Annotated in this window: 23 protein-coding genes and 2 pseudogenes; 6 read left to right on the top strand and 19 right to left on the bottom strand. The window is 66.2% G+C overall.

All coding sequences use genetic code 11. The features are described from left to right. Positions 1-65: 65 nt before the first annotated feature. Positions 66-1466, top strand: coding sequence for a sensor histidine kinase (locus GO592_RS23090; protein WP_007297739.1), 1401 nt, complete (start codon positions 66-68; stop codon positions 1464-1466). On the opposite strand, the gene GO592_RS23085 is transcribed toward GO592_RS23090, so the two are convergent. The 8 genes and pseudogenes from GO592_RS23085 to GO592_RS23050 all read right to left on the bottom strand — a co-directional run bounded on the left by GO592_RS23085 (position 1423) and on the right by GO592_RS23050 (position 11575). Beyond that, positions 1423-2124, bottom strand: coding sequence for a response regulator transcription factor (locus GO592_RS23085; RefSeq protein WP_007297738.1), 702 nt, complete (start codon positions 2122-2124; stop codon positions 1423-1425). The two genes, GO592_RS23090 and GO592_RS23085, sit on opposite strands and share 44 nt — an antisense overlap. A 44-nt stretch (positions 2125-2168) precedes the next feature. Continuing rightward, complete coding sequence (locus GO592_RS23080) at positions 2169-2645, bottom strand: DUF2231 domain-containing protein (protein ID WP_039951380.1); 477 nt, start codon at positions 2643-2645, stop codon at positions 2169-2171. A gap of 49 nt (positions 2646-2694) precedes the next feature. After that, on the bottom strand, positions 2695-7197 hold the full coding sequence (locus GO592_RS23075; RefSeq protein WP_007297736.1) for a non-ribosomal peptide synthetase: 4503 nt from the start codon (positions 7195-7197) through the stop codon (positions 2695-2697). 133 nt (positions 7198-7330) lie between these two features. Further along, positions 7331-7978 (bottom strand): HemK2/MTQ2 family protein methyltransferase, encoded by a 648-nt coding sequence (locus GO592_RS23070; protein ID WP_039951378.1) that lies wholly within the window; start codon positions 7976-7978, stop codon positions 7331-7333. 496 nt (positions 7979-8474) lie between these two features. Beyond that, a pseudogene (locus GO592_RS23065) lies at positions 8475-8633 on the bottom strand (metallopeptidase family protein); the annotation flags it as partial. Between the two features lie 78 nt (positions 8634-8711). Continuing rightward, the gene (locus GO592_RS23060; protein WP_371737049.1) at positions 8712-9161 is read right to left on the bottom strand and encodes a hypothetical protein; all 450 of its coding nucleotides are present in this window, start codon (positions 9159-9161) and stop codon (positions 8712-8714) included. Positions 9162-9635: 474 nt separating this feature from the next. Continuing rightward, positions 9636-10796 carry a sensor histidine kinase gene (locus GO592_RS23055; protein WP_007297732.1) on the bottom strand — a complete coding sequence of 387 codons (1161 nt, stop codon included), beginning with the start codon at positions 10794-10796 and terminating at the stop codon, positions 9636-9638. A 98-nt stretch (positions 10797-10894) separates the two neighbouring features. After that, the gene (locus tag GO592_RS23050; RefSeq protein ID WP_007297731.1) at positions 10895-11575 is read right to left on the bottom strand and encodes a response regulator transcription factor; all 681 of its coding nucleotides are present in this window, start codon (positions 11573-11575) and stop codon (positions 10895-10897) included. Positions 11576-11705: 130 nt separating this feature from the next. Here GO592_RS23050 and GO592_RS23045 point away from each other — a divergent pair, with 130 nt between their 5' ends. The 5 genes from GO592_RS23045 (at position 11706) to GO592_RS23025 (ending at position 15001) form a co-directional block, all read left to right on the top strand. Beyond that, entirely contained in the window at positions 11706-12002 is a 297-nt protein-coding gene (locus GO592_RS23045) for a hypothetical protein (protein WP_007297730.1), read from the top strand. 62 nt (positions 12003-12064) lie between these two features. Next, complete coding sequence (locus GO592_RS23040; RefSeq protein ID WP_007297729.1) at positions 12065-12949, top strand: FAD:protein FMN transferase; 885 nt, start codon at positions 12065-12067, stop codon at positions 12947-12949. Then, positions 12949-13506, top strand: coding sequence for a ferric reductase-like transmembrane domain-containing protein (locus GO592_RS23035; RefSeq protein ID WP_039951372.1), 558 nt, complete (start codon positions 12949-12951; stop codon positions 13504-13506). The genes GO592_RS23040 and GO592_RS23035 overlap by 1 nt, the downstream gene beginning before the upstream one ends. Next, positions 13503-14771, top strand: a complete 1269-nt coding sequence (locus GO592_RS23030) for an NADH-ubiquinone oxidoreductase-F iron-sulfur binding region domain-containing protein (protein WP_007297727.1) — start codon at positions 13503-13505, stop codon at positions 14769-14771. Before GO592_RS23035 ends, GO592_RS23030 begins: the two co-directional genes overlap by 4 nt. Beyond that, positions 14768-15001, top strand: coding sequence for a ferredoxin (locus GO592_RS23025; protein ID WP_007297726.1), 234 nt, complete (start codon positions 14768-14770; stop codon positions 14999-15001). Before GO592_RS23030 ends, GO592_RS23025 begins: the two co-directional genes overlap by 4 nt. Positions 15002-15013: 12 nt before the next feature. Here GO592_RS23025 and GO592_RS44595 read toward each other — a convergent pair. From GO592_RS44595 to GO592_RS22975, 11 genes and pseudogenes are all read right to left on the bottom strand, one after another. Further along, positions 15014-15187 (bottom strand): annotated as a pseudogene (locus GO592_RS44595) (MBL fold metallo-hydrolase); the annotation flags it as partial. An 86-nt stretch (positions 15188-15273) separates the two neighbouring features. Continuing rightward, positions 15274-16047, bottom strand: a complete 774-nt coding sequence (locus tag GO592_RS23020; protein ID WP_202714977.1) for a sulfite exporter TauE/SafE family protein — start codon at positions 16045-16047, stop codon at positions 15274-15276. A 40-nt stretch (positions 16048-16087) separates the two neighbouring features. Then, positions 16088-16492, bottom strand: coding sequence for a DUF302 domain-containing protein (locus GO592_RS23015; RefSeq protein WP_172652213.1), 405 nt, complete (start codon positions 16490-16492; stop codon positions 16088-16090). 159 nt (positions 16493-16651) lie between these two features. Then, positions 16652-16921 (bottom strand): metal-sensitive transcriptional regulator, encoded by a 270-nt coding sequence (locus tag GO592_RS23010; RefSeq protein ID WP_041813759.1) that lies wholly within the window; start codon positions 16919-16921, stop codon positions 16652-16654. A 105-nt stretch (positions 16922-17026) separates the two neighbouring features. Next, entirely contained in the window at positions 17027-19183 is a 2157-nt protein-coding gene (locus GO592_RS23005; protein WP_007299900.1) for an MMPL family transporter, read from the bottom strand. Between the two features lie 57 nt (positions 19184-19240). Continuing rightward, entirely contained in the window at positions 19241-19570 is a 330-nt protein-coding gene (locus GO592_RS44590; protein WP_007299901.1) for a rhodanese-like domain-containing protein, read from the bottom strand. A 420-nt stretch (positions 19571-19990) separates the two neighbouring features. Further along, on the bottom strand, positions 19991-20161 hold the full coding sequence (locus GO592_RS22995; protein ID WP_085990396.1) for a hypothetical protein: 171 nt from the start codon (positions 20159-20161) through the stop codon (positions 19991-19993). 249 nt (positions 20162-20410) lie between these two features. Continuing rightward, entirely contained in the window at positions 20411-20788 is a 378-nt protein-coding gene (locus GO592_RS22990; protein ID WP_007299902.1) for a carboxymuconolactone decarboxylase family protein, read from the bottom strand. A 417-nt stretch (positions 20789-21205) separates the two neighbouring features. Further along, the gene (gene trxA, locus GO592_RS22985) at positions 21206-21583 is read right to left on the bottom strand and encodes a thioredoxin (protein WP_007299903.1); all 378 of its coding nucleotides are present in this window, start codon (positions 21581-21583) and stop codon (positions 21206-21208) included. A 38-nt stretch (positions 21584-21621) separates the two neighbouring features. Then, positions 21622-23001 carry an MBL fold metallo-hydrolase gene (locus GO592_RS22980; RefSeq protein WP_007299904.1) on the bottom strand — a complete coding sequence of 460 codons (1380 nt, stop codon included), beginning with the start codon at positions 22999-23001 and terminating at the stop codon, positions 21622-21624. 400 nt (positions 23002-23401) lie between these two features. Next, positions 23402-23737 (bottom strand): ArsR/SmtB family transcription factor, encoded by a 336-nt coding sequence (locus GO592_RS22975; protein WP_005257448.1) that lies wholly within the window; start codon positions 23735-23737, stop codon positions 23402-23404. Positions 23738-23748: the final 11 nt, after the last annotated feature.

Genomic DNA, 23748 nt, shown 5'->3' with positions numbered 1-23748 from the left:
GGTGTCCGCCGCTGCGGTGGTTGTAGTTGGCGTCCAGGAAGGACCGGATGGCGGATGATGGCGCCATGAGATCGGTACCCGAGTGGCTCAGGCCGTCGCAGTGGGGGCTGGCGATCCGATCCGCGCTGGTCGCTGGTGCGGTCGTGACGATCGCCCTGGCGCTCGGGGCGGCGGCGCTGCTGTTCGTGCTGGACCGGTCCCTGCTCTCGGGACTCGACGACGCCGCGACCGCTCGAGCCGAGGACATCACCACCAGCCTGCGGTCGGACCAACCGGCCGACCTCGACAGTCAGCTATTCGACACCAATCAGCGCATCACGCTCGTTCAGGTCGTCGACTCCGCCGGGCAGGTGGTGCGGACATCGGACACCGACCCCGGCGCCCCGGCGAGCGATGTGCGACCATCTGCCGGTGGTCCGCCGGTTCCGGGGCTGACCGGGCGGGCCGAGCATGGTGCGGATCTGCGTATCACCGTGCAGGGCGCCCGCGGCGTCGGGGGTGAGTACACCGTCCTGGTCGCGGCGAGTGAGGAACCGGTGGAAGTCACCCTCGCCACGGTTGGTGGGCTTCTCGCCTTCGGTGGTCCGGTCATCGCCCTCGTTGCCGCAGTGGTGACCTACAAACTGGTACGGCGCTCCCTGCGGTCGGTCGAACACATCCGCACCCAGGTCGCCACGATCTCGAGTACCGAACTCGGTGAACGGATTCCGGTGCCCGCACCCCGGGACGAGATTGCGGCGCTGGCGCGGACCATGAACGACATGCTCGCCCGCATCGAGGCCGGCCACACCGCGCAACGCAGATTCGTGGGCGACGCATCACATGAGTTGCGCAGCCCACTGGCCACCGTCACCATGGCCTTGGAACTCGCCGATGCCCGCCCAGAACTACTCGACCGCGAACTCGTACGGGAAACCTTGCTGCCCGAGGTCACCCGGATGCACCTGCTGGTCGACGATCTGCTGCTGCTTGCCCGCGCGGACGAGCGCGGTCTGCCCCTCCGACTCGGCGACGTGGACCTCGACGACGTGCTGGACACCGAGGTCCACCGCGCTCGCGGCAAGACCGAGAAGATGGTCACCGCGTCGTTGACCCCCGTGCGGATCCGCGGCGATGTCACCCAACTCGAACGAGTAGTGCGCAACCTCATCGACAACGCCGTCCGGTTCGCGGCACATTCTGTTCACGCGGAGGTGTCACGGCGCGGGACCACCGCGCAGATCATGGTGTCAGACGACGGGCCGGGCATCCCGCAGTCCGATCGGGCCCGGGTCTTCGAACGGTTCGTGCGACTCGAGAACGCCCGTGAACGCGACCGCGGCGGCTCCGGCCTCGGCTTGGCCATCGTCGCGGAAATCGTGTCCGCCCATCGAGGTTCGGTACGGATCGGCGAGAGCGTGCAGGGCGGGGTGCAGGTCGTGGTCACCCTTCCGGCGAGTCCGGTGACTCCGGCTGAACTGTCGTGAGCCTATATCCGACGCCGCGGACCGTGTCGATGGTGTGCGTGCCGAAGGGCGTATCGATCTTCCGACGGAGATAACCGACGTACACCTCGACGATGTTTTCGTCGCCGTCGTAGTGCGTGTCCCACACGTTGCGCAGAATCTCACCCTTGGTCAGGGCAGTGTCCGGGTGCCGCAACAGGAACTCGAGGACCCCGAATTCGCGTGGAGTCAGTGCCAACTCTTCGTTACCACGCCTGACCCGGTGCCGCGCCGGGTCAAGGCTCAGATCACCCGCGATCAGCAACACCGGGCGCGCTGGTGCGCCGCGGCGCGCCAACGCGCGCAGGCGGGCGACAAGCACCACGAAAGAGAACGGTTTGACCAGGTAATCATCGGCACCGAGATCGAACGCGTCGGCCTGGTCGTACTCGCCGTCCTTGGCGGTCAGCATTAAGATCGGGGTCCAGATCTGCCTGGCGCGAAGTTCGCGGACAATTTCATATCCGTTGATTCCCGGCAGCATGATGTCGAGAACGATCACATCGAATTTGTCCTCGGTGGCGTGCCAGAGACCGTCCTCTCCGGTGGTGGCGGTGACCACTACGAATCCGTCTAGTTCGAGGCCGCGGCGAACCATATTCGCCAGCGGAACTTCGTCCTCGACGATCAGCACCCTCATCAGGCTGCCTCTTCCTTTAGCACCCGTTGCTATTCGGCTGGCGTTTACGGGGCGGAGCCGGTGGTGGTGATGACGTCGCTCCAGGCGGCGCGCGAACCCGATTCGCCGATTCGGTAGACCTGAACGATGGTCGCTGTTGCCACGACGAGCGCGAGGGCGGCGACGACCAGTGTGAGCGCCCGTGACGGGTCCGTCTTTCGTTCGCGGAGATGGACCGCGGTGACGGCCAGTGCGACCACGAGAAGGGCGGCGGAGAAATAGATCATCGTGTCGCCCAGTTCGGTGTGGGTGTGCACGGTGGCCGACCTGGCGACGTGCTTCTCGAGCCATTCGCCGGCGTCGGTGGTCAGCGGGGTCAAGACGGTGGTCACGACGGCGAGGACGAGGGTGGGCCAGACGAGTCGACGTCGGACGGCGGGCCACAGACCGCACACGATGACCAGGATCGCTGTCAGGGGAGCCAGGACCACGATGAAGTGGACGAGCAGCACGTGGGCGGGCAAGCCGCTGACAGTAGACATGACGCCAGTATCGCGGGTCGCGCTGAGAAAGCGCTGAGGCCGGAGGAAACTACCGGTTGGCCGGCAGACCCGGGCGGTGCAGGGTTGATGGCGCGATCTCTGCGAGGACGACCTGCAGGCCGTCGATGAACGACCGGACGGTGGAGGCGTCGAACAGGTCCGTCGAGTACACGAGTTCGGCGTCGATGCCGGCGGGCTGCCCCGCTGTGTCGTGGCGTTCGGTGAAATGGAAGTGCAGGTCGCATTTGGCGATGTCGAGGGGCCGAGGGGTGATCTCGAAGCGCAACACGTCGGCATTCAACGTGGCGGGAATGAAGTTGTTCAGCGACAGTGCGACCTGGAAGAACGGATGCAGCGATGCTGAGCGGGGTGGATCAAGCACCTCGACCAGCCGCTCGAATTGCACCTCGGACTGGGCGAGGGCACGCAGTTCCACGTCGCGGGACTGATCGACGATCTCGGCAAAGCCCATGCCCGGGTCGATGTGGGTACGCAGGACAATCGTGTTGACGAACATGCCGACCACGTCGTCGAGCGCGGGATCCCCGCGGCCCGCGACCGGGGTGCCGATGGCGATGTCGCGGTCCTCGCTCAACCGCGCGAGCAGCATGGCCACGGCCGAACGCAGCGCGGTAAACAGAGAGGCGTGCTGCTGGTGGGTGAGGGTCAACAGGGTGCGATGGGTGCGCTGATCGATCTGAAAGCTCTCACGGCCCGCACCATATGACCATTCTCGTGGTCGCGGGCGGTCGGCCGGCAGTGAAAGTTCGCCGGGAAGTCCCGCCAATTCCGTTTTCCAGTACGCGATTTGCTGGGATGCGAGGCTCTTGGTGTCGGTCTCGGCGCCGAGGAGTTCGCGTCGCCACACACTGTACTGCGCGTACTGCACCTCGGCGGGCGCCCACTCCGGCGCCGCGCCCGCGGCGCGGGCGGTGTACGCGGCGACGAGATCGCGGGCCAGCAACGCCAACGACCAGCCGTCCGCCGCGATGTGGTGGATGACGCACGCCAGGATGTGCTCGCGAGTCGTCAGCGCGAACAGCCCGGCGCGCAGCGGCGGTTGCTCGCGCACATCGAACCCGGTCTCGAGGAGACGCGCTATCGGTTCGTCGGCGTCTCGGGCCGGGATCTTCACGGGGGCGAGATCGGGGAGGGCGTCAGCGACGTCGAGGACACATTGGTGCGGTCCGGTGGGGGAGTCGGGGAACACCGTTCGTAGCGATCGGTGCCGCTCGAGGACGTCCGCGGTAGCCAGCCGCAGGGCGTCGGTGTCGAGTTCGCCGACCACCCTGACGGTGAACGGAATGTTGAACAACGCGGGTGTGGTGATCGTGCGGTCGATGAACTGTTGCGACGGCGACAACGGCACGCGATCGGGCACCGTCACGGCACGCACCTGCGGGCGGGGTGCACTGTCGTCGTCAGCCCGGTGAGCACAGGCTTCGGTGACGACCTGCGCGAGGGCGGCCACCGTGGGCGTATCGAAGAGTTCGCGCACCCCGAGCGTGGTGCCCTGTTCGGCGTTGATCGCCGCGACCACCCGGGTGGCCGACAGAGAGTCTCCGCCGAGGTCGAAGAACGAATCGTCCGTACCCACCGGATGCACTCCGAGTATCCGGGTGAACACGTTGGCGACGCTGCGTTCGGCTGCCGTCGTAGGGTCGCGGCGCGATGCCGGGGCGGAGCCGAACTCGGGCGCGGGAAGGGCGCTGCGGTCGAGCTTCTTGGTCGGTGTCAGCGGAACCGTGTCCAGGAACATGATCGATGCCGGAACCATGTAGTCCGGAAGGAACCGGGCCACTTCCGTTTTCAGAGTTCCGGGTGTGGTTGCCGCCTCGGGGCGGAGCATGATGTAGGACACGAGGACGGGATCACCGGCCGGGTTCTGATGCACCACGGTGGTGGCGAAGGTGACGTCGTCGTGTCGGTGCAATGCGGCGTTGATCTCGCCGAGCTCGATGCGAAACCCGCGGATCTTGACCTGTCCGTCGGTGCGGCCCAAGAATTCGAGGGTGTGCTCGCCGGTCCAGCGAACCCGGTCGCCGGTGCGGAACAGGCGGGATCCGGGTTTGCCGAACGGATTTGCGATGAACCGTGATCCGGTCAGCGCTGGCTGCTGGTGGTAGCCGCGGGCAACTCCTGCGGAGGCGAGATAGAGTTCGCCGGCCGCGCCCGGTGGCAGCGGATGTAGTCGGTGGTCGAGTACCACGGCGCTCACCCCGCGCATGAGGGATCCGATAGTCACTCTCTGCTCTGGTGCGATCGGGGCGGTCAGGGTGACGCTGCAGGTCGCTTCGGTGGGCCCATATGCGTTGCGCATTGCCCGCCCGCCGGCCCAGCGCCGCACCAGCTCCGGGGGGCACACTTCGCCGCCGACCAGCGCGAGCTCCACGTCGTCGAGCCCCGTCGGGTCCACGGATGCCAATGCTGAGGGTGTCGATAGGAGGTGGGTGATGTGTTCGTCGCGTACGAGCGACGCCAGCTCCTGTCCTCCATATACCTCGGGGGGCGTTACGACCAGCGTGGCACCGGCGATGCACGCGGCGAGAACCTCGACCAGCGCGGTGTCGAAGCTGGGTGAGGCGAAATGCAGCACGCGTGAGCGTGCGGACACCGAGTAGTTGTCGCGGATCTCCTGAACGAGGTTTGCCAGACCCTGGTGGGTGACAACCACACCCTTGGGACGTCCGGTGGACCCGGAGGTGTAGATCACGTAAGCGGGGTGTTCGACGAGCAGCGAACGAACGCGATGCTGGTCCGCTACCGTCGCGCAGCCGGGACCAGCATCACCGCCGGTGAGGTGGCCGTCGTCGAGGGTCAGCCACCGGAGTTTATCGGGCAGACGCTCGAGCTCGGTGGACACGGTGAGCCCGACCGCCGCACCGCAGTCGCCGAGCGTGTACTCGATCCGGTCGACCGGATGAGTGGGATCGATGGGCACATACCCGGCGCCGGTCTTCGCGACCGACCACAGTGCCAGGACCGACTCGTACGACCGCGGCACCGCAACCGCAACCAGGTCTTCTGGTCCGAGTCCGTGCCCGATCAGGGTCCGAGCGACCTGGATTGCGCGGCAGTCGAGTTCGGCATAGGACACCGCCCGTCCGCGGTCGCGGATTGCGATGGCCTCCGGGTGGGATTCGACCGTGGCCGTGAGAAGTCGATCGAGCGTGATCGGATCGCTGTCCGCGAGACCAATGGCCGGCGTGAACTGTTCGCGTTCACCCGTGGCGAAGAGGTCGAGATCGGCGACCGGGAGGTCCGTGTCGATCGCCGCGGTGAACGATCTCAGGAAGGTAGTAAATCGGAGGTGATGGCTGCGCAGTTCCGCTTCGTCGTACAGTGTCGGATTGCCTTCGAAATCGACACGGGGGAGCGAATCGGCGACTCCGGGGTAAATGTTGACCGACAGGTCCGCGGTGGGCCCGGTGGTCAACACCCGCACCCGGCCGGTCACCGCGCCGAGGGTGATCTCCTGCTTGAAGAGCATGAGATTGAGGACTGGGCCGAAATGGGCGAACCCTTTTCCTGCCGAGTCCATCTCACGTCCGATGTCCTCGCGGCGATACCGTTGATGGCGCAGTGCAGTCGTCAGCGCAGCTCGGGCCACCCCGATCGCCTCCGTGATCGTGGCGGAGCCAATTCCCTTCAGCGTCAGCGGAAGAACGTTCGATACCGAACCACCCGCGGCCCTGAGCCGGGCCGATGTTCTCGCAGACACCGGCAGTGACAGGACGACATCGTCGACACCGGTCATCCGGGCGAGGTAAGCCGCGAATGCGGCCACGATCAGCGCCGTCGGATTTTGGCCGCTCCTGCGCGCGAGCCTCCGGGTCGAAGGGCCACCCAGTGGAAGGGAATCACTGGCCACCCGAACCGTTGCGCCGGGTGGCGCTGTGTGCGGACTGAGGCTGACCACGGGGGGAAGCTCGAGCACCTGACGGTGCCAGTAGTCACGATCCCGACCGAAACGCGGGGAGGAGCGATATTCCGCGTCCTCCTGCACTATCTGTTCCGGGTCGATCATCTGGCGCTGCGGGGCTTCGACGCCGTCGATTGCGGCGACATACAGTTCTGCTGCCCGGCGCATCGACATCATCGCCGCATACCCGTCCAACGCGATGTGGTGGGCGCGTGAATACCAGTAGAAGTGCTCGTCGGCCAGTTGCAGGATGTGCGAGACGATCAACGACTCGCCGTACATCTCTATCGGCGCGCAGCTCTCGTTCCGCATCCACGCCTGGGCCGCCTCGACGGAGTCGCCACGGAAGTCGACCACGGGCACCGGCTTCGCCGACGTCATGCCCAGGACCTGGTGCGGGTGCCCGTCGACGTCGACGAGCTTGATGAATCCTCCGCCCAGTTCGCGGCGTGCCTGCTCGCTGGCCTCGGCCAGCAGGTCGAGGTCGACCGGTCCGCGAAGCTCCACATACTGGGCGATCACGTACGGGACGTCGGGGGTGAGTTGCTGGGCGAACCATATGGAGCGCTGCGCCGCCGTCAGAGGGATCACGCGCGCCCCCGGCCCGGGCAGGTCGTTACCGGTGATCACATTCGCCTCGCGGATCTCGTCGCATCTGGTCTGTGTCGAACCACAGAGGGCGGTGCCGGCGAGGATGTCGAGTCTTCGACTCGACGCGACGAGTGGGGCGTCAGAGTCGGGGCGACGGCACCCGCACCACCCCTCACTTGACTGCCCGCAGCACGACAAGCTCCTCGCAGTGCTGCCCCACATCGATCACCCCACGCTGGACGAGCATGTCCCTTCGGGCCGCGAGCACCGGCCCGAAAGGGATATCGATCCGCGACACAATATTGACGCGCAGACCCTGTTCTTCGAGCATCGTCTGGGACTTCTCGATCCCACTGAATGAGGACTGCACGAGCAGCAGCACCCCGTCGGCCGCGAGAACGTCCGGGACCTGCAGACAGATCCGGTCGAGCAACGCGCGACCGTCCTTGCCCGCATCCCAGCATCGTGCGATCCCGCTGACCGGCACCCGGTCATTCTCGGCGGGTACGTAGGGGGGATTGGACACCACCAGATTGAAACGCTCGCCGCGGACAGGCTCGGTGAGGTCACCGCGCACCACTCGCACCGAACGACCGTGCAGTCGGGTGTTCATCCACGTAGTCGCCCGCGCGCGCCGCGACAGGTCAACCGCCGTCACCTGCCCGGCACCCGCTTCCGCTGCCCGCACACTCACAATGCCGGTACCGGCGCACAGATCGAGCACTCGAGAATCGGGCCCGAGAGCCTCCTGTTTCAGAGCTTCGACCAACGCCCATGAATCATGCTGCGCGGGGTATACCCCAGGAAGTCGCACCAGCACCAGAGCCCCCTCGTCACTATTTAGACTCCGCTCCAGAGGTCGTTCCGAGCGCCGATGAGACTATACAAACTCCAGGGCATGCGCTGGACAACCGCGGCCGCGGCGTGAGCGTCGACACCCTTAGACCTCGGCATTTTCCCAGGTCGACGCAGCGCGTCGAGGTGGGTGGGGGTGTGACTGTGCCAGTGTCTGCGGTCAACCGAACGTGGCGTATCCATCGACTCGGATACATAGTGGGAGCGCAATCCGCGACGTAGTCCCTTGCGGAACTCGAGCAATTTCCCATCGTCGGAAGATCGGCCAACGGCGGCTGCATTGCTCTTATCGCGACGATCGCCGACCTGGAGGATAATCTGGATCTGCGCCGCGGGGCCGATGCGGTGGCCGGTATCAATGATCACGTCGCCGTGAGGAACCCGTCGGGCCCTCGCTGTCGATTCTCGCCGTGTCACCTGTGAGGGGTTAGGCCGCCGTATCGGGGGGCGAGTTGGTTGGCTCACCATCCGAGTTCGTGGAGTCGGGTGTCGTCGATGCCGAAGTGGTGTCCGACCTCGTGGACGACGGTCCGGCGTACCTGCTCCGCAACCTCGGCGTCGCCGCGGCATATGGCGCATATTGCTCGGCGGTAGATCGTGATCCGGGTGGCCAAGAAACCGAGAACATCACGTGTGCCCCAGTTTCCCGGTCCGAACACGAACGCGGGCTCCATATCCCGGCACGGTGGTGGAGAGGTTTACGCTGGGTCGGTGCCTGTGCGGCGCTGATGAAACCGTGCACGCTGCAGATCCAAGAGCGCTGCGCTCTCAGTGTCGACTCGCTGATGGTCGCGGGCGATCGCGGCTCGGACGGCCACGGTATGCCGGTGCAGTTCTGCCGCACGGTCCTGGGCGTCCTCGTCGTTGAGGAGGTGGCCTGCTACTCGATCGTACTGAATCAACAGTTGTTCGTAGGCGAGGCGAGTCGGTGCCTGCTCATCGAGTTCTGTGGACGCGACATCTTCCACCAATTGCAAGGGGATACGCATCAATCGGTAATTGAATCGCAAAAACGCCATCGGCGCGTCACGCAATGTCGTCGCGATCGGCGACATTAGCGCTTTTGGACGAACACGCGGAGCGATTCGTGCCGAGACGGACGGAGGGGTCACCATGGTCAATCGAATTTCCGTGAATTTGGTGCGCACGAGCAATCCTGTTTCGTTTCGGGTCCATCGATATCCAGTTCTTACACACTGCACTGCAACGGCATTTGTAGATGCCGCGAAGCCACCGATCAGGGGTAGAACGCTGATCAGTCAGGATTTCCCACAGTACGCTGGACTTGTTGAAAGCTAGCTGAGGAAATTTGTCCGATTGCGCGGCGGTTCGATCGGCGGTCTCTGTCGAAGCGGAGTGCCTGATATTGTGCTGAGAATCGTAAGCGTCGGGTTACGCAATGTGATTGCGCTGAATATTATTCGCCGCCCATCGCGGCAACCGCTACGAGGCCGCGTGTCGGTAGTCACCCGGGGCGAGAGGTGGAGTGGCCGGCACCGCGACTCCCGTTGGGTGCAGGCCCATCACACCGCGGGAGACTTCGGTGTGAATTCCAGTGCGAGGAAACGCATATCTGTGCCGCTCAGAGGAAGTGGCGGAGTGATTCATGGGGGAAACTCGAGCTAGTGGTCGGTTGGTGCGGCAGGAATCGTGAGGGTGAAGGTCGCGCCCTGGTCGGGGTTTGCGGCGGCGGTGATCTCTCCACCGTGGGCGTGTGCAATCTCGCGGACGAGGGCAAGCCCGATTCCGTAGCGGCGCCCACTGCCAGGTTGATTGTCGCCGTGTGAGAAACGACTGAACAGCGTGCCCGTGATCGAGGGGTCGAGTCCAGCACCGGTGTCGCGAACATCGACGACAACCTGCTCGGCGTCTCGCCGCACCCGAACTAGGACTGTTCCGCCCGAACGCTGATGGGTCAATGCGTTGTCGACAAGGGATGTCACCGCCCGGCGGAGCGCAGTTTTGGAGCCGAGGACGGTGAAGGCCTCGGTGACGGCGTCGGAAGGTAAGCGCTCGAACTCGAGGGTGACTCCTAGAGACTTCGCGTGCACAGACATACTGTCGCGGACTCTGTCGGCCACGGCGGCGAGATCGACCTTCTCCTTCGGCGCGGATCCGGTGGTCAATGACGCCGAAGCCAGTAGGTCTTCCACGACGTCGCCGAGTGCCCGGGTGTCCTCGACCAATCCGCCGAGTTGCTTCTTGATTTCCTCTGGGGGGAGTCGATCGAGACGGCGGTCCAGTAGCTGCGCACGCGTCTGTAGGACTGTCAAGGGCGCCCGCAACTCGTGCGAGGCGTCAGCGACGAAACGTCGCTGCAGGTCCAACGCCTGCGTCAACGGTCGGATGGAACGGCGCGTCAAGAGAATCACCACACCGACCGATGCCGCGATACCAGCGAGTTCGGCCACCCCGAGGGAGAGCAGCAGTCGGTTGCGACCTGTCTCAAATGGCTCGAGGTCGATCAGTGCGACGACCCGGCCGTGGGTGTTGTCCGCGACGAGTGCCCTATAGTGCCGATGGTCGACATCGACATCGGAGAAACCTGGTGGGCCCGCGAGCAACCCGAGGGTCACGGTGGCGTGAGCTCCCACGGACACGTTGCCGGATAGGTCGCGCAGCGCCAAAGTCATTCCCGGTGGCGGGTCGTTGACGTCATCGGCAGTGGCGGCGACCGATACCAGTTGCCGTGTGATCTGCTGATTCTGTACGCGCACATCGACGAACAAGACCACCGCCCCGACCACCAACAGTACCGCGGCCAACGCGACCGAGGCCTGCACCGCCGCTATCTGGCCCGCACGCCGAACGACTGCGACGTCACTGGATGTCGCCGAGTGCCCACGCCTACGTTTGGCGCGAGGTGTGGTACGTGCGGGTGTCATCGATCACCGAACCGATAGCCGGTTCCGTGGACGGTGCGCACCACGTCGCGTCCGAGCTTGCGTCGCAAGTAATGCACATAGGTGTCGACGGCGCCTTGTGTGTCGGCGCGATCGAAAACCGACTCGAGTAGTTGGGCTCGGGTGAACACTTGTCGCGGTGAGCTCATCAGGACGGCGAGTAGCGCACACTCTCGTTCGGACAACTCGACGTCAGCTCGCTCTCCGGTCGTATCGCTCACGGTGCGGGTCAGCCGGTCCAGCCGCCACGCGCCGGCGGTGAGGGTGGCGGCGGTGTCGCGTTGTCGACGCAGGAGCGACCGTACCCGTGCAAGCAGCTCGGGCACGTCGAACGGTTTGATCAAATAGTCTTGCGCGCCGGCGTCGAGGCCCTCGACCCGGTCTGTCACCGCGCCTCGAGCAGTGAGGATCAGCACCGGGGTCACGACACCACGGGACCGGAGAACGGCCACCAGTTCGGCGCCGTCCATCACCGGCAGACCGCGGTCGACGATCATCGCATCGTAGTGGCCGATCAGGCTGAGGTGCAGACCTTGTTGCCCGTCGTGTGCGACATCGACCTCGTACCCCTCGTCGGTGAACAGGTCGACGAGCATCGATGAGAGCGCACGATCGTCCTCGACGAGAAGCAGCCTCGGGGCAGCGGTGCGGTCGGCCATGAGTCGAGCCTGCCAGGTCATTTCTTCGAATGCTCCCAGAAACGTCGGTCAGCATTGGTATCGACAGCTGTCGACGCGGCACTTGCATACCGGGAACCGGCGTCGACGTTCATGTGACCGAAGGACTGGCATGGAACAACCGAGGGACGGTTTCGCGCGGGTCGTCGCGGCGACTTGGGCGCTGCTCGGGGCCGGCGTCGTCGGCGTCGTCGGCGCATCCGCTCTGGCATATGCCGATACCTCGACGCATCCTCAGCTGACCGCGGTCGATGCATCGGATCCCGGAGCGACCACGGCGGGGCCCACAGCGCCCGGCCAGGTGCCGACCTCATCGAGTACCGGGACTGCCACGACGCCCGGATTCGGTTCGGCACCGTCGCTGTCCCCGGGTTCCGGTGTGCACCACACCAGTTCGCACGGGTCATGACAGTGACAACCGGCCGTGGACCCACCGGTGAGTTAGTGGCGTCGCGATGGTCACGGTGGGGCATGACCATGCAGATCGTGCTCACCGATCCCGCCGCTCTTTCTCTCGCGCGCGACGAGATCGATGCCGAACTCGATCTCGTCGAGGCGGCGTGTTCGCGATTTCGACCCGATTCGGAGGTCAGCGTGCTCGGCAAGTCGGGCGGCGTGCCCACCGACGTGAGTCCCTTGCTCGCCGAGTTGATCCTGACGGCGCTGACGGCTGCGTGGCGGACCGACGGCGATGTCGACCCGACGGTCGGTGCCGCGGTGGTCGCTCTCGGCTACAACCGGGACTTCGCCGTCCTGAGTGACGAGCCGGCACCATCGGCGACGATCACGACGCCCGCGTCGTGGTCGATGATCGAACTGAGCGACCGCACGGTTACCGTCCCCGACGGTGTACTGCTCGATCTCGGAGCCACTGCCAAGGCCTTTGCCGCCGACCGGTGCGCCCGCCAGGTTGCCGCAATGACCGGCAGCGGCGTTCTCGTCAACCTCGGAGGCGACATCGCCACCGCTGGCAATGCGCCCGCCGGAGGCTGGCAGGTGCTTGTCCACGACACCGCGGACGACCCCGCGAGTCGAATCGCGTTGCCATCTGGTGCTGCGCTGGCAACGTCGAGCACCACCCGCCGCCGCTGGCGCACCGGGGGAGAAATAGTGCACCACATCCTCGATCCGCGCACCGGAAGGTCGGTGGACCCGGTCTGGCGCACCGTCACCGTCGCGGCCTACACCTGTGTCGATGCGAACACCGTCGCCACCGCAGCCATCGTTCGCGGGCACCGCGCCCTGAACTGGGTGCGCACCCTCGGGTTGCCTGCCAGATTCGTGACATGGGATCGCGCGGTGCGCACCGTCGGGGCATGGCCGTCGTCGTATCGAGACGAATGTCGGGAGGGGTAATGGATCAAGCCATGTGGGCCTTGGGTCGAGGCACAGGTATCACAGCATTGGTTTTTCTCACCGTTTCGGTGGCGCTCGGAATCGCGACCCGCTCCGGCCGCCCGATGCTGTCATTGCCGCGGTTTGCGGTCGCTGACGTGCACCGCGCAGCCGCCCTGTCCGGAACAATCCTGGTCGTACTTCACGTGCTGTCTCTGCTCGCAGATCCGTACGCGCAGCTCCGGTTGGTCGATAATTTCGTACCGTTTCTCGGTGCCTACAAACCGTTCTGGCTCGGTCTGGGAACGCTGGCCTTCGACGTTCTGCTCGTCGTCGTCGTGACAAGCGTGCTGCGGCACCGCATCGGCGTGCGACTTTTCCGGGCAGTGCACTGGGGTACGTACGCTCTGTGGCCGATCGCGCTCGCACACGCACTCGGAAATGGAACCGACCCGTCGCACGTGTGGTTTCTCGTCGTCGTGACGGTCTGTGTTTCCACCGTGGTCGCGAGCGTCACCTGGAGACTTCGCGCGGATTTCGTCGAATACGCCACCGCACGGATCAAGGAGTGGCCATGACCGTCGATGCCTTCCCGGAGGAGTCCGGGCCACAACAGGGTCGGCTCTTCGCCGCCGGCGGGCCTTCCTTCGCCGAGCACCATGGACGATTCGGCTCCTTGCCCGAGTTCCGGCGGCCGGGTGCGCTGGCGGCACTGCTCGACGAAGCCGGGCTCGTCGGACGTGGCGGCGCCGGGTTCCCGACGGGTCGCAAGATCTCCACGGCGACCGGACGCGGCGCGATCGCGATCGGCAACGGGGCCGAAGGTGAACCTGAGAGCCGCAAGGACGCAACCCTGCTCGCACACGCCCCCCATCTCGTTCTCGACGGGCTGATCCTGGCCGGCGAGGCGATCGGGGCTCGTGAACTGTACCTATACGTCCCGACCCGCGCTCTGGCCACTGTTCGTGCCGCGCTCGACGAGCGGCACGACGCCCGCTGGCACCGACCCCACGTGAATGTGATCGAGGCACCCGATACGTTCGTCGCCGGCGAGAAATCGGCGGTCGTCAGCCGTGTCGAGGGCGGTCCGGCGCTGCCCCGCGATCAGCTCGCCAGCACCGCGGTCTCCGGCGTTCGAGGGCGACCGACGCTGGTGCAGAACGTGGAGACACTGGCTCATATCGGCTTGATTGCGCGATACGGACCTCGCTGGTTCCGGTCGGTCGGCGATCCGTCCGAGCCCGGGACGATGCTGGTCACCCTCTCGGGCGCCGTCCGCGCCGGCGGTGTCGTCGAGGTACCTACCAATGTCTCGATAGCGGAGCTGATCAGTCACGACGGAGGCACCGACCTGCGGACCCTGCGGTCCGTGCTCGTCGGGGGCTATCACGGCACCTGGCTCACCCCGGCCTCGCTCGGTGACTTCCATCTCTGCCGCCCATCAATGGCACGCGCGGGGGCGAGTCCCGGTGCCGGGATCGTCCATGCGCTCGCGATCGGTGACTGCGGCCTGGCCCGATCGGCCGACATCGTCACCTACCTCGCCGAGCAGAGTGCCGGCCAATGCGGGCCGTGCATCAATGGCCTGCCCCGGCTGGCTCAGTTGCTGACCGAGCTCGCCTACGGCACCGCCACCGCCACGGGCGCCGCCACCGAGATTCGCCGAATAGCTGATCTCGTCGATGGGCGTGGTTCGTGCCGGCACCCAGACGGCACCGCCCGTTTCGTCCGCAGCGCACTCGACGTCTTCGCCTCCGACATCCTCCTTCACAATGACGGACAGTGTGAGGCCCTGCTGACAACCGCCACTGGCCACGACTCCCGAAAGGAGTCCCGCGTATGACCACCCGCACCGCCCCACACATGCGCCTGCACATCAACTGGACCCAGTGCGATGGTCGGGGACTCTGCACCGAACTGCTCCCCGGAATCCTCGGGCGAGACGATTGGGGCTACCCCGTGCCCCTCGATCACACCCACGAACCTCACATCCCGGCCGGCTGCGCAGCAGAGGCCGCCGCCGCAGTCAGACTCTGCCCGCGACTGGCCTTGACCTTGATGACCGCACCGTGACGACAGTTGCCGGTCGTTGTGGATGTGGGTCTCGAGGACGTGGGTGATCCGCACGCCGCGGTCGTGGGCGAGAGTTAAGACCCGGTCGATGTCGCGTTGCGGGTCGACGACGACGCCGACGGCGCCGTCGCTGATCAGGTAACTGCGGTCGCCCAGACTGGAGGTCTCGATGATCGATACATCCATGACTCGTACCTTCCTCACATGTTCTCTGGTGTTCGCATGCCCGGGAGGGCATAGGTGAAACGGTGTGATGCAAGCCGCCCGCGGCATCAGCGCAGCAAGATCGTGTCGATCAGCACGTAGGCGGCGACGGCGAAGACGAGATAGGCGAACCACCGCTGCAGCCGGTCGGTGTCGACCTTGGTGCCGAAATGACCGGCGATCAGGGACCCTGCGATCGCGGTGCCCGCGAACGCGAAGGTGATCGCCCAGTCGATGCTCGCGCCGCTCAGGTGCGAGACCAGACCGGCCGCCGAGTTCGCGACGATGATGACCAGCGAGGTGCCGACCGCGACCGACATGTCCAGACCGAGCATCAGCACCAGGGCGGGGATGATCAAGAATCCGCCGCCGACACCGAAGAGGCCGGTCAGGAAGCCCACCGCGATCCCGGCGGGGATCGATCGGGGGGCGCAGCGGCGCCAGTCGATCCCCGAGTCCCCGACCTCGCAGGCCGTGCCGGTGTCGCTTCGGTCCATCAGCATCCGGATCCCGGCGACGACCATCACGGCGGCGAAACCGATCAGGACCACCGATTGCGGCAGCAGGCGCCCGATCGCGCTGCCGGCGAAGGTGGCGGGAATGCCGCAGGCGGCGAATACCCCGGCCATGCGCCAATTCACTTGGTGCTCGCGAATTTTCGGGACGGCTCCGGCGAGGGAGGCGACACCGATCACGAGCAGGGAGATCGGAATGGCCTGTTCGAGGTCGAGGCCGAGGCCGAAGACCAAGGCGGGGACGGCCAGGATCGACCCGCCGCCGCCGAGGAGTCCGAGCAGGACGCCGATGATCGCCCCGAGGGCGAGCGCGACGGCCAGAGTCACCGATCCTCCTTTCCGTCAACGGGAATGGGCAGGTGCGGTGTCAGCCCGTCGATGCCCCCGCGCCCAAGGAGTCGATGGCGGCCTGCAACGCGGTGGTGGCGTCGTCGGCGACCGCTCCGAGTCCGGGTTGGTCGGCGACCTGCACCATCACCTGCGGGTTCATCGCGTCGATCAGCACCGTGCCCGGATCGGCGGGGTCGGCGCGGACGACGACGTTGCATGGCAGGAGCAGTCCGATCTGGCGGTCCACGGTGACCGCGCGGTGCGCGAGCGGCGGATTGCAGGCACCGAGGATCAAATAGTCCTCCATGTCTTCACCGAGTTTCGCTTTCAGGGTGGCCTTCATGTCGATCTCGGTGAGGACCCCGAAGCCTTGGTCGGCCAGGGCTTTGCGGGTGCGCGGTGGAGCAGCGGGTTCGCGGCCTGCGAACCCGGTGAGCAGCAGCCACTGCGACGGAAAGACCAGTGCCAGTCCGATTCCCGCGAGCACCACCGTTCCGGCGAGCAGCGGCGCGATCCTTTCGATCGTTCAGCCGCGCCGACGGGTCGCGTCGGTCATGGTCACCTTTCGTCGACGGCGAACGGAGGTCGGGGTGCGCGAGGCTCAGGCGAGAGCGAGGAAGAGCTTCTCGAGTTCGGCTTCGGTCATCGGCTCCTTGCCTTCCTCGGTCTCACCGGTGAGGCATTCCCGTAGCCCGGTGGCCACGATCTTGAACCCGGCCTTGTCCAGGGCGCGGGAGACCGCGGCGAGTTGGGTGACGACGTCCTTGCAGTCGCGGCCCTGCTCGATCATCGAGATCACCCCGGCGAGCTGCCCGTGGGCACGGCGGAGCCGGTTGAGTACCAATGCAATGCTGTCTTCGTCGCCGACCATCATGGTTCCTTTCCTGAGACCTGATGACAGTATACCCCCGGGGGTACGGGTGCGGTGGTTGCATTGTGCAATGCCCCACCCCACCCGCGGCCACGGTCCCGGCGTTCAGTGGGAGAAGCCGATCTTCGGCAAGACCTTGCGCAGCCAGGCCGGTGACCACCAGGCAGCGTGCCCGGTCAGGCGCAGCAGCACCGGCAGCAGGATCAGCCGGATCAGCACCGCGTCGAGGAGCACGGCGACCCCGAGGATGATGCCCATCTCCTTCGGGGGCAACGGGTCGGCGAGGGCGAAGGTGAAGAACACGGCGACCATCACCGCGGCGGCGGCGAAGATCACCCGACCGGAATGCGCCAGACCGTCGACGTGCGCGACCTTCGGATCCGCGGAACGTTCGTAGTGTTCCTTCGCGGTGGCCAGCAGGAACACGGTGTAATCCATGGCAATCGCGAAGATCATCGCGAAGAAGAACACCGGCCCCCACCCATCCAGGAACCCCTGGGGGGTGAAGCCGAGCAGGCTCGCACCGTGACCGTCCTGGAAGATCAGCTTCGCGACCCCGAACGCGGCCGCAGTGGAGAGCAGACTGACCACCGTGCCGAGGATCGCGATCAACGGGGCCTGCAACGCCACCAGCAGCAGCACGAACCCCAGGATCAAGATGATGCCCACGATCAGCGGGAAATAATCGTTCAGCGCCTGCTGCAGGTCCAGATTCTCCGCGGGCGCCCCGCCGACCAACGCGCCTGGGGGCAGATCCGCGCGCAGGGTGTCGAGGATGGTGCCCATCTGCCCGTCGGAGGGATCGACGGTGGGCATGGCCTGCAGCATCACATAGTCGCTGCCGTCGGGGGCGGGCTGCGGCGGGGTCACCATGGCGATTCCGTCGGTTGCGGCGGCTGTCGTCCCGGTTTCCGTACGCTCCGCGGTGGGGGCGATGATCTGCAACATCCCCGGTGCCCCCTCGCCCATCTGGGCCTGAACGAGTTCGTAGCCCTGGCGGACCGGGGCATCGGTGGGCACCACCTCGATCGAGGGCATTGCGACCTTCAGCCCGAGCGCGGGGACCGACAGCGCGATGAGCACGAGCAGCGAACCGATCGCGAACGGCCACGGGTGGCGATGCAGCAGCTCGCCCCAAGCGGCGAACCGCGGCGAGCGGTGCTGCTGCCTCTTCGCCCAGGGCAGCGAGCCGGCGTTGACCTTTCCGCCGAGCGTGCCCAGCACGGCGGGCAGCAACGTCAGGGTGGCCAGCAGGACGAAGAACACCGCCAGCATGATCCCGACGGCCATCGTGCGCACCGCCGGTGCCGGCACCAACAGCACAGCGGACAGGCTCACGAGCACGGTCAGCCCGGACAGGGCTACCGCCTTGCCCGCGGTGTCCATCGTCTCGGCCACCGCCGATCGTGGGTCACCACCGTTCTTCACCGCGTCCCGGAAGCGGGAGGCGACGAACAGGGCGTAGTCGATGCCGAGGGCGAGGGCGAACATCATCGCGAAGTTCATCGCCCACACCGAGATCGGGGTGATCTCGTTGAGCAACACCAGGCCCCCGGCGGAAGCGACGAGTCCGGCCAGGGTCAACAGCAGCGGCAGTCCGGCGGCGGCGAGGGATCCGAACGCGAGCACCATGATCGCCAATGTCACCGGCCAGGAGAATAATTCGGCCTGAATCATCGCGTCGTGGTTGGCCTTGTTGAAGTCGCTCCATAGCGCGGACGCCCCGGTCGGGTACACCTCGATCCCGTCGCCGGACAGTGCCGTCAGCTCCGCCTTGTGTACGTCGACGGCCTTGACCATGTCGTCGGTGCTCGCGTTCGCGCCCGCAATGAGAATGCCGGTGTGCCCGTCCGGGCTGATCGACATTCCCGGCTGCGGCGCGATCACCGCCCCGAACCGGGCATCGCCTGCGAAGACGGCGCCGACCTCGCGGAGGGTCTGTTGAACCCGCGGGCTGTCGATGGTCTGGGAGTCCGAGTGCACGACCACCTGCACCGCCGCCGAGGAGTTACCGCCGAAGTGCTGCTCGGCGAGTTGACGCACCTGCACCGACTCCGACCCGTTGGCCTGCCACCCGGCACCGGCCAGCGAGCCGAACACCGACGGCGCCGCCGCACCGAGCGCGACCAGCACGATCAACCACACCCCGAACACCATTTTGGTATGGGTGGCCATCGCCACGCCCATTCGGCCCAGCACCCCACTCTCGGCGGTGGTCGTGGTCGTGGGCTGGTCGCCGTCGACGGTGGTACTGCGCGTCATCTGCGGTCTCCTTGACGATCTGAGAGGAACAATCTGGTCGAGAAAGGGGCGGGGCGATCAGCGGTGGGCACATGAGCCGCCATCACCGGTGTCGAGGAGCCGGCCCGCCGCGGCCCACCCAGAGGTGCCCCCGGCCACCGACACCGCGGGCCGTCCGGCAGTCATGAGGATTCGTGCCCCTTGCACGCTCCGGTTCCCGGACGCACAGATCACGTACACCACCGCGCCGGCCGGGATCTCCGTTACCCGGTCGCCAAGCTGTCCCAACGGCAGCAACTGCGCGCCGGGCACGTGCGCATTCCGGTATTCCCACGGCTCTCGAACGTCGACGACGGGCGCTCCGGCCGCCCACGCGTCGGCGAATTCACCGATCTCGATTTCACGCATGACACACCTTTCATACCCTAGGGGGTATTGAATATATTTGACTACGTTACCCAGGGGGTATCCATGCAATCGTTCGGGTGGCGGGCACCGGCGACGTTGGTGCGCACCACTGGCGCATGCCGGCTTTCCCTGACCGCCGGCGCGAGTGCGTGCTCCTCGGTTGCCGCGCGGCAGCAGCCCGATCTGCCGGTTGTGCTTGACCGCTCGATCCGCGGGCGGGGAGTTGCAGGTGCCGAGGATGGCATTGCGTTCCGTCCTCTCGCCGAGCTTCGCCGGCGCGCCGTCCTGCATGGCGATCTCGGTGCGCGCCGAATCCCTGCTCCGTCGACGAGTCCCGTCCTCGTCGACGGCACCCTCGAGTCCCGGTGGCCGGCAGTCGAGGTGGCGAGGGTCTGTCGGCGAGGCGGGTGGGTCGTGCGGTCAGCGGCCGAAGAGTGTGCCGAAGAATCCGGATTTCGCCGGGGGAGCGGAATTGTCCTCGCAGGTGCACTTCTGGGATTCGGGCACGGCCTTCATGACACCGTCGACGTGTGCACCGCAGCCTCCCCAGGTCGTCTTTCCGCAGCCGGGGCACGTAACTGGATAACACATGGTGGGTTCCTCCTCGGAATGCCGCTGATCGTAACGAAACAAATTATACCCCCAGGGGTATCTATTCGCGGGAGATGTGCGGATGACCACACCTGTACTGTGCCGGTTTCTTCCCGCCTCGGCTTCGACAGTCATTGAGCGGCACTGGATCCGGGTCGCGGCGGTTCCGGTCGGATCCGCGGTGGCGCACAGTGCCTCAGGATGCCCAGCCGCCTGGTGGGCTCTCGGCGGGAATCGCAGTGACTCCGGCTACAGTCCGGGCGGATTGTTCTCGTGGCCGGGTTCCTGATCGGCGTGGAACTCGTTGAACGCGGCGAATGCGCGGGGTCCGTACACGGTGGCGGGCCCACCGTTCATCAGAATCGCGACGCCGATTGCCTCCGCTGCTTCCTGTGGTGTGCTGCCGTGCTCGGCGGCGCCGCGCGCGTGTGCGGCGATGCAGCCATCGCATTGCTTGCTCACGGCGATCGCGAGGGCGATCAGTTCTTTGGTCTTGGCGTCCAAGGCCCCGGGTGCCAGGGCGGCTTCGTGCAGTTGCCCGTAACCGGCGTAGGCCTGCGGGATCGTGTGGCGCAGTGCCCGGGCGGGTCCCCGAAGTTCCTGTTGGACGGCCTTGCCGTAGTCCATGCTCTACCTCCGATTATTGGTGCTTGCGTTCGGTATCGATCTCATCGGCTCGAGGTCCGGCACGGGACGGGATCGAAAGCATCACCGGGACGGTGCAATCGGTGTGGACGAATCTGCCGTCGTCATCGAAGTGCCTCTTCTCCGGCGGGACACCAGGTTCCTGCTCTTGTCAGGGTGGCAGGGGACCACGGACCGCGCCAGGGCCGTTGGTCCCCGGGAGCGACCGGGGACATCGCCCGGGAGGAGGCTCCTCCCAGCGACGTCCACCGATCGGGGGAACAGATCGCCGCGTCGGTTCGCGCACCGTCATCGGGTCTGCTCGCCGGAGAGTTCGGCGGTGACGTGTGGGACGGGTATGGGCGGCACTTCACCTCACTGATCGGGTCGGTGCTGTTGAGGGGCCCGGGAATGAGACCGCTATGCCTGCCCCGCTGCGGCAGGTTGTTGTGCGAGCGTGGCGTGCACAGGGGCCATGTCGAGCGCCTTGATCTGGGAGATCAACTCCTCGAGGGCCGCGGGCGGCAAAGCTCCGGGTTGTGAGTGCACGAGTACCCCGTCGCGGAATGCCATGATCGTCGGGATCGAGCGGATTCCCGCGGCCGCGGCGATTTGCTGCTCGGCTTCGGTGTCGACCTTGGCGTGCACGATATCGGGGTGTCTGCGGGACGACTGTTCGAAGGTGGGCGCGAAGGCCCGGCACGGGCCGCACCACGACGCCCAGAAGTCGACGAGCACGATGGCGTTGTCGGTGATCGTGGATGCGAAGTCCGTGTGGGTGAGGTTCTTGGTGGTCATGAGGGATCCTTTCCGTGGGGGTGTTTATCGAGGGAGCGTCAGGCCGACACCTGCTGTGCGGCCCATGCGTTGTAGCCGCCGACGAGATCGCTGACCCGCTCGATACCGCGGGCGCGGAGCAGCGATGCGGCGACGCTCGAACGCCATCCACCGGCACAGTGCACCACGATCGGCTTGCCGGTCGGCAGCTCTTCGGCGCGGGACCGCAACTGCGCCAACGGAACCGGAATTGCACCGGGGATGACGCCGAAGTCGCGTTCGCCGGGGTTGCGGATGTCGACCAGGGTGATCGCATCGTCGGCGCGCAGCCGGTCGAGTTCGGTGACGGTGGTGCGCGGCGCCGTCTGGACGAGGTCGGCGAGTGCGGTGGGGAGGATGCCGTCGGTGTGGGTGCCCAGGTAGCCGATCACGTTGTCCGAGCCGATCCGGGCCAGGCGCATCGCCGCGTCCTGTTCCTCGCCCGGGTAGGTGATCAGCACGATCGCCTCGCCGACCTCGGCGACCATGCCGCCGGTTTCGGCGAACCGGCCGTCGAAGCCGACGTTGACCGCACCGCGCAGGTGTCCGGCGGCGAAGTCGTCGACGGTGCGGGCATCGAGTACCCGGGTGCCGGCGGCGAGTTCGGCGCGTACCCGGTCGGCGGACAGTTCCGGGATCCGGCGGTGCTGGTCGAGTGCCGGGTGGGTGGACTTGTTCATGGCCGCGTCCACCGAGAAGTACGCCGGTACCGCGGGCTGGCCGTCGGTGATCAACGCGACGAATGCGTCCTCGCTCATCGGCTGAGCCGACGCGTTGGTGCGCCGTTGTTCGCCGACGGTCGAGGTCAGCTCCGCGGACAGGTTCTTGCCACAGGAGGAGCCGGCGCCGTGCGCGGGCATCACCGTCACGCCGTCGGGCAGGGTCAGTAGCGTGTCGTGCACCGTGTGGTACATCGCCCGGGCCAGGTCCGTGGTGGAGCCGTCGCCGAGGTTGACCAGGTCGGGCCGACCGACATCGCCGATGAACAGCGAATCCCCGGTCAGGACCGCGGTCGGGGTGGCGTCCGCGGTTTCCCGGACCAGGACGCTGATCGATTCCCAGGTGTGGCCGGGGGTGGAGAGGATTTCGAGGTCGACTCGCCCGAGGGAAATGTGCTCGCCGTGCGCGAGGCGACGGATCGGGTAGTCGGTTTCGGCGGCTTCGCCGAAGCCGATCCAGGCGCCGGTGGCCTCGACCAATTCGAGGTGCCCGGAGACGAAGTCGGCGTGGAAGTGGGTGTTGATCACCCCGTCGATGCTGAGCCCGTGCGTGCGGGCGTCGTCGAGGTACTCGGTGATGTCGCGGCGTGGGTCGACCACGACGGCTCGCCCGGTGGATTCGTCTCCGATCAGGTACGAGGCGTGGGACAGGCACTCGATGTAGTACTGCTCGAGAATCATTGTGGTCTCCTCCGAAGTTGGCAGGATCTTTCTCCTTGTCAACAAGACTGCCATATACCCCATGGGGTATGCAAGTACCCCTGGGGGTATATGTCGTCTCTTGACGAAATGCCCCGCCGGTATCAATCGGCCAGTGGCCACGACAAGGAAGTCGATGCCTGCGCCCGGCATGGGCGTCCGACGTGCCGGTGGTGGTCGTGCGCGAAGGCCACGGGGCCGTGCGGGCCCATGTGCCGGGTGCGCGGCTGATGCCCCTGGGGGAGGTGACTTCCAGGTCTCACCGAGGTGCCGGCGGGGGAGATGGTGTGCGTGTATCCGGGGAACCGCAGCCTGGTCGGGCACCGATCTCACCGGCGCGGCGCGGGTGCGGCTGGGCCGCTTGTCCCGACGTCCCGCGGGGTCAGCCGCGGATGGCGCCGTCCAATGCTGCGTGGTCGGCCAGATCCTCGGCCAGGAACTCTCGGAGCAGGTCCACTGCTTGCACAATCTTTTGGCTGCGTAGCGAGTAGAAGACGTTGTTCTTGACGCGGCGCGTCGTCACGATGCCGCGCTCACGCAGGATGGTCAGATGCTGGCTGGCGTTGGACTGGCTGATGCCGGTTGCCTCGCAGAGTTCTCCGACGCTCAGTTCACGGTCGCGAAGTTCGTTGATGATGAGAAGGCGCTTGGGGTCGGCAATGGCTTTGCAGACCCTGGCGTGGAGTTCTTGTAGTTGTGCCGCGATGTCTTGGTCCATCACCCCTCCAA

Source organism: Rhodococcus sp. 21391 (genome assembly GCF_016772255.1).
Taxonomy (GTDB): domain Bacteria; phylum Actinomycetota; class Actinomycetes; order Mycobacteriales; family Mycobacteriaceae; genus Rhodococcus_F; species Rhodococcus_F opacus.
Note: the sequence above shows the minus strand (reverse complement) of the source record. Positions and strands in the feature narration are given on the sequence as shown.

Excerpts from the sequence above, each read along its gene's own strand:
- GO592_RS23035 (WP_039951372.1), top strand. The coding sequence starts at position 12,949 with ATGGATCAAGCCATGTGGGCCTTGGGTCGAGGCACAGGTATCACAGCA.
- GO592_RS23005 (WP_007299900.1), bottom strand. The coding sequence starts at position 19,183 with ATGACGCGCAGTACCACCGTCGACGGCGACCAGCCCACGACCACGACC.
- GO592_RS23085 (WP_007297738.1), bottom strand. The coding sequence starts at position 2,124 with ATGAGGGTGCTGATCGTCGAGGACGAAGTTCCGCTGGCGAATATGGTT.
- GO592_RS22980 (WP_007299904.1), bottom strand. The coding sequence starts at position 23,001 with ATGATTCTCGAGCAGTACTACATCGAGTGCCTGTCCCACGCCTCGTAC.
- GO592_RS23080 (WP_039951380.1), bottom strand. The coding sequence starts at position 2,645 with ATGTCTACTGTCAGCGGCTTGCCCGCCCACGTGCTGCTCGTCCACTTC.
- GO592_RS44590 (WP_007299901.1), bottom strand. The coding sequence starts at position 19,570 with ATGCGTGAAATCGAGATCGGTGAATTCGCCGACGCGTGGGCGGCCGGA.
- GO592_RS22975 (WP_005257448.1), bottom strand. The coding sequence starts at position 23,737 with ATGGACCAAGACATCGCGGCACAACTACAAGAACTCCACGCCAGGGTC.
- GO592_RS23050 (WP_007297731.1), bottom strand. The coding sequence starts at position 11,575 with ATGGCCGACCGCACCGCTGCCCCGAGGCTGCTTCTCGTCGAGGACGAT.
- GO592_RS22990 (WP_007299902.1), bottom strand. The coding sequence starts at position 20,788 with ATGGACTACGGCAAGGCCGTCCAACAGGAACTTCGGGGACCCGCCCGG.
- GO592_RS23040 (WP_007297729.1), top strand. The coding sequence starts at position 12,065 with ATGACCATGCAGATCGTGCTCACCGATCCCGCCGCTCTTTCTCTCGCG.
- GO592_RS23025 (WP_007297726.1), top strand. The coding sequence starts at position 14,768 with ATGACCACCCGCACCGCCCCACACATGCGCCTGCACATCAACTGGACC.
- GO592_RS23090 (WP_007297739.1), top strand. The coding sequence starts at position 66 with ATGAGATCGGTACCCGAGTGGCTCAGGCCGTCGCAGTGGGGGCTGGCG.
- GO592_RS23045 (WP_007297730.1), top strand. The coding sequence starts at position 11,706 with ATGGAACAACCGAGGGACGGTTTCGCGCGGGTCGTCGCGGCGACTTGG.
- GO592_RS23010 (WP_041813759.1), bottom strand. The coding sequence starts at position 16,921 with ATGGTCGGCGACGAAGACAGCATTGCATTGGTACTCAACCGGCTCCGC.
- trxA (WP_007299903.1), bottom strand. The coding sequence starts at position 21,583 with ATGACCACCAAGAACCTCACCCACACGGACTTCGCATCCACGATCACC.
- GO592_RS22995 (WP_085990396.1), bottom strand. The coding sequence starts at position 20,161 with ATGTGTTATCCAGTTACGTGCCCCGGCTGCGGAAAGACGACCTGGGGA.
- GO592_RS23030 (WP_007297727.1), top strand. The coding sequence starts at position 13,503 with ATGACCGTCGATGCCTTCCCGGAGGAGTCCGGGCCACAACAGGGTCGG.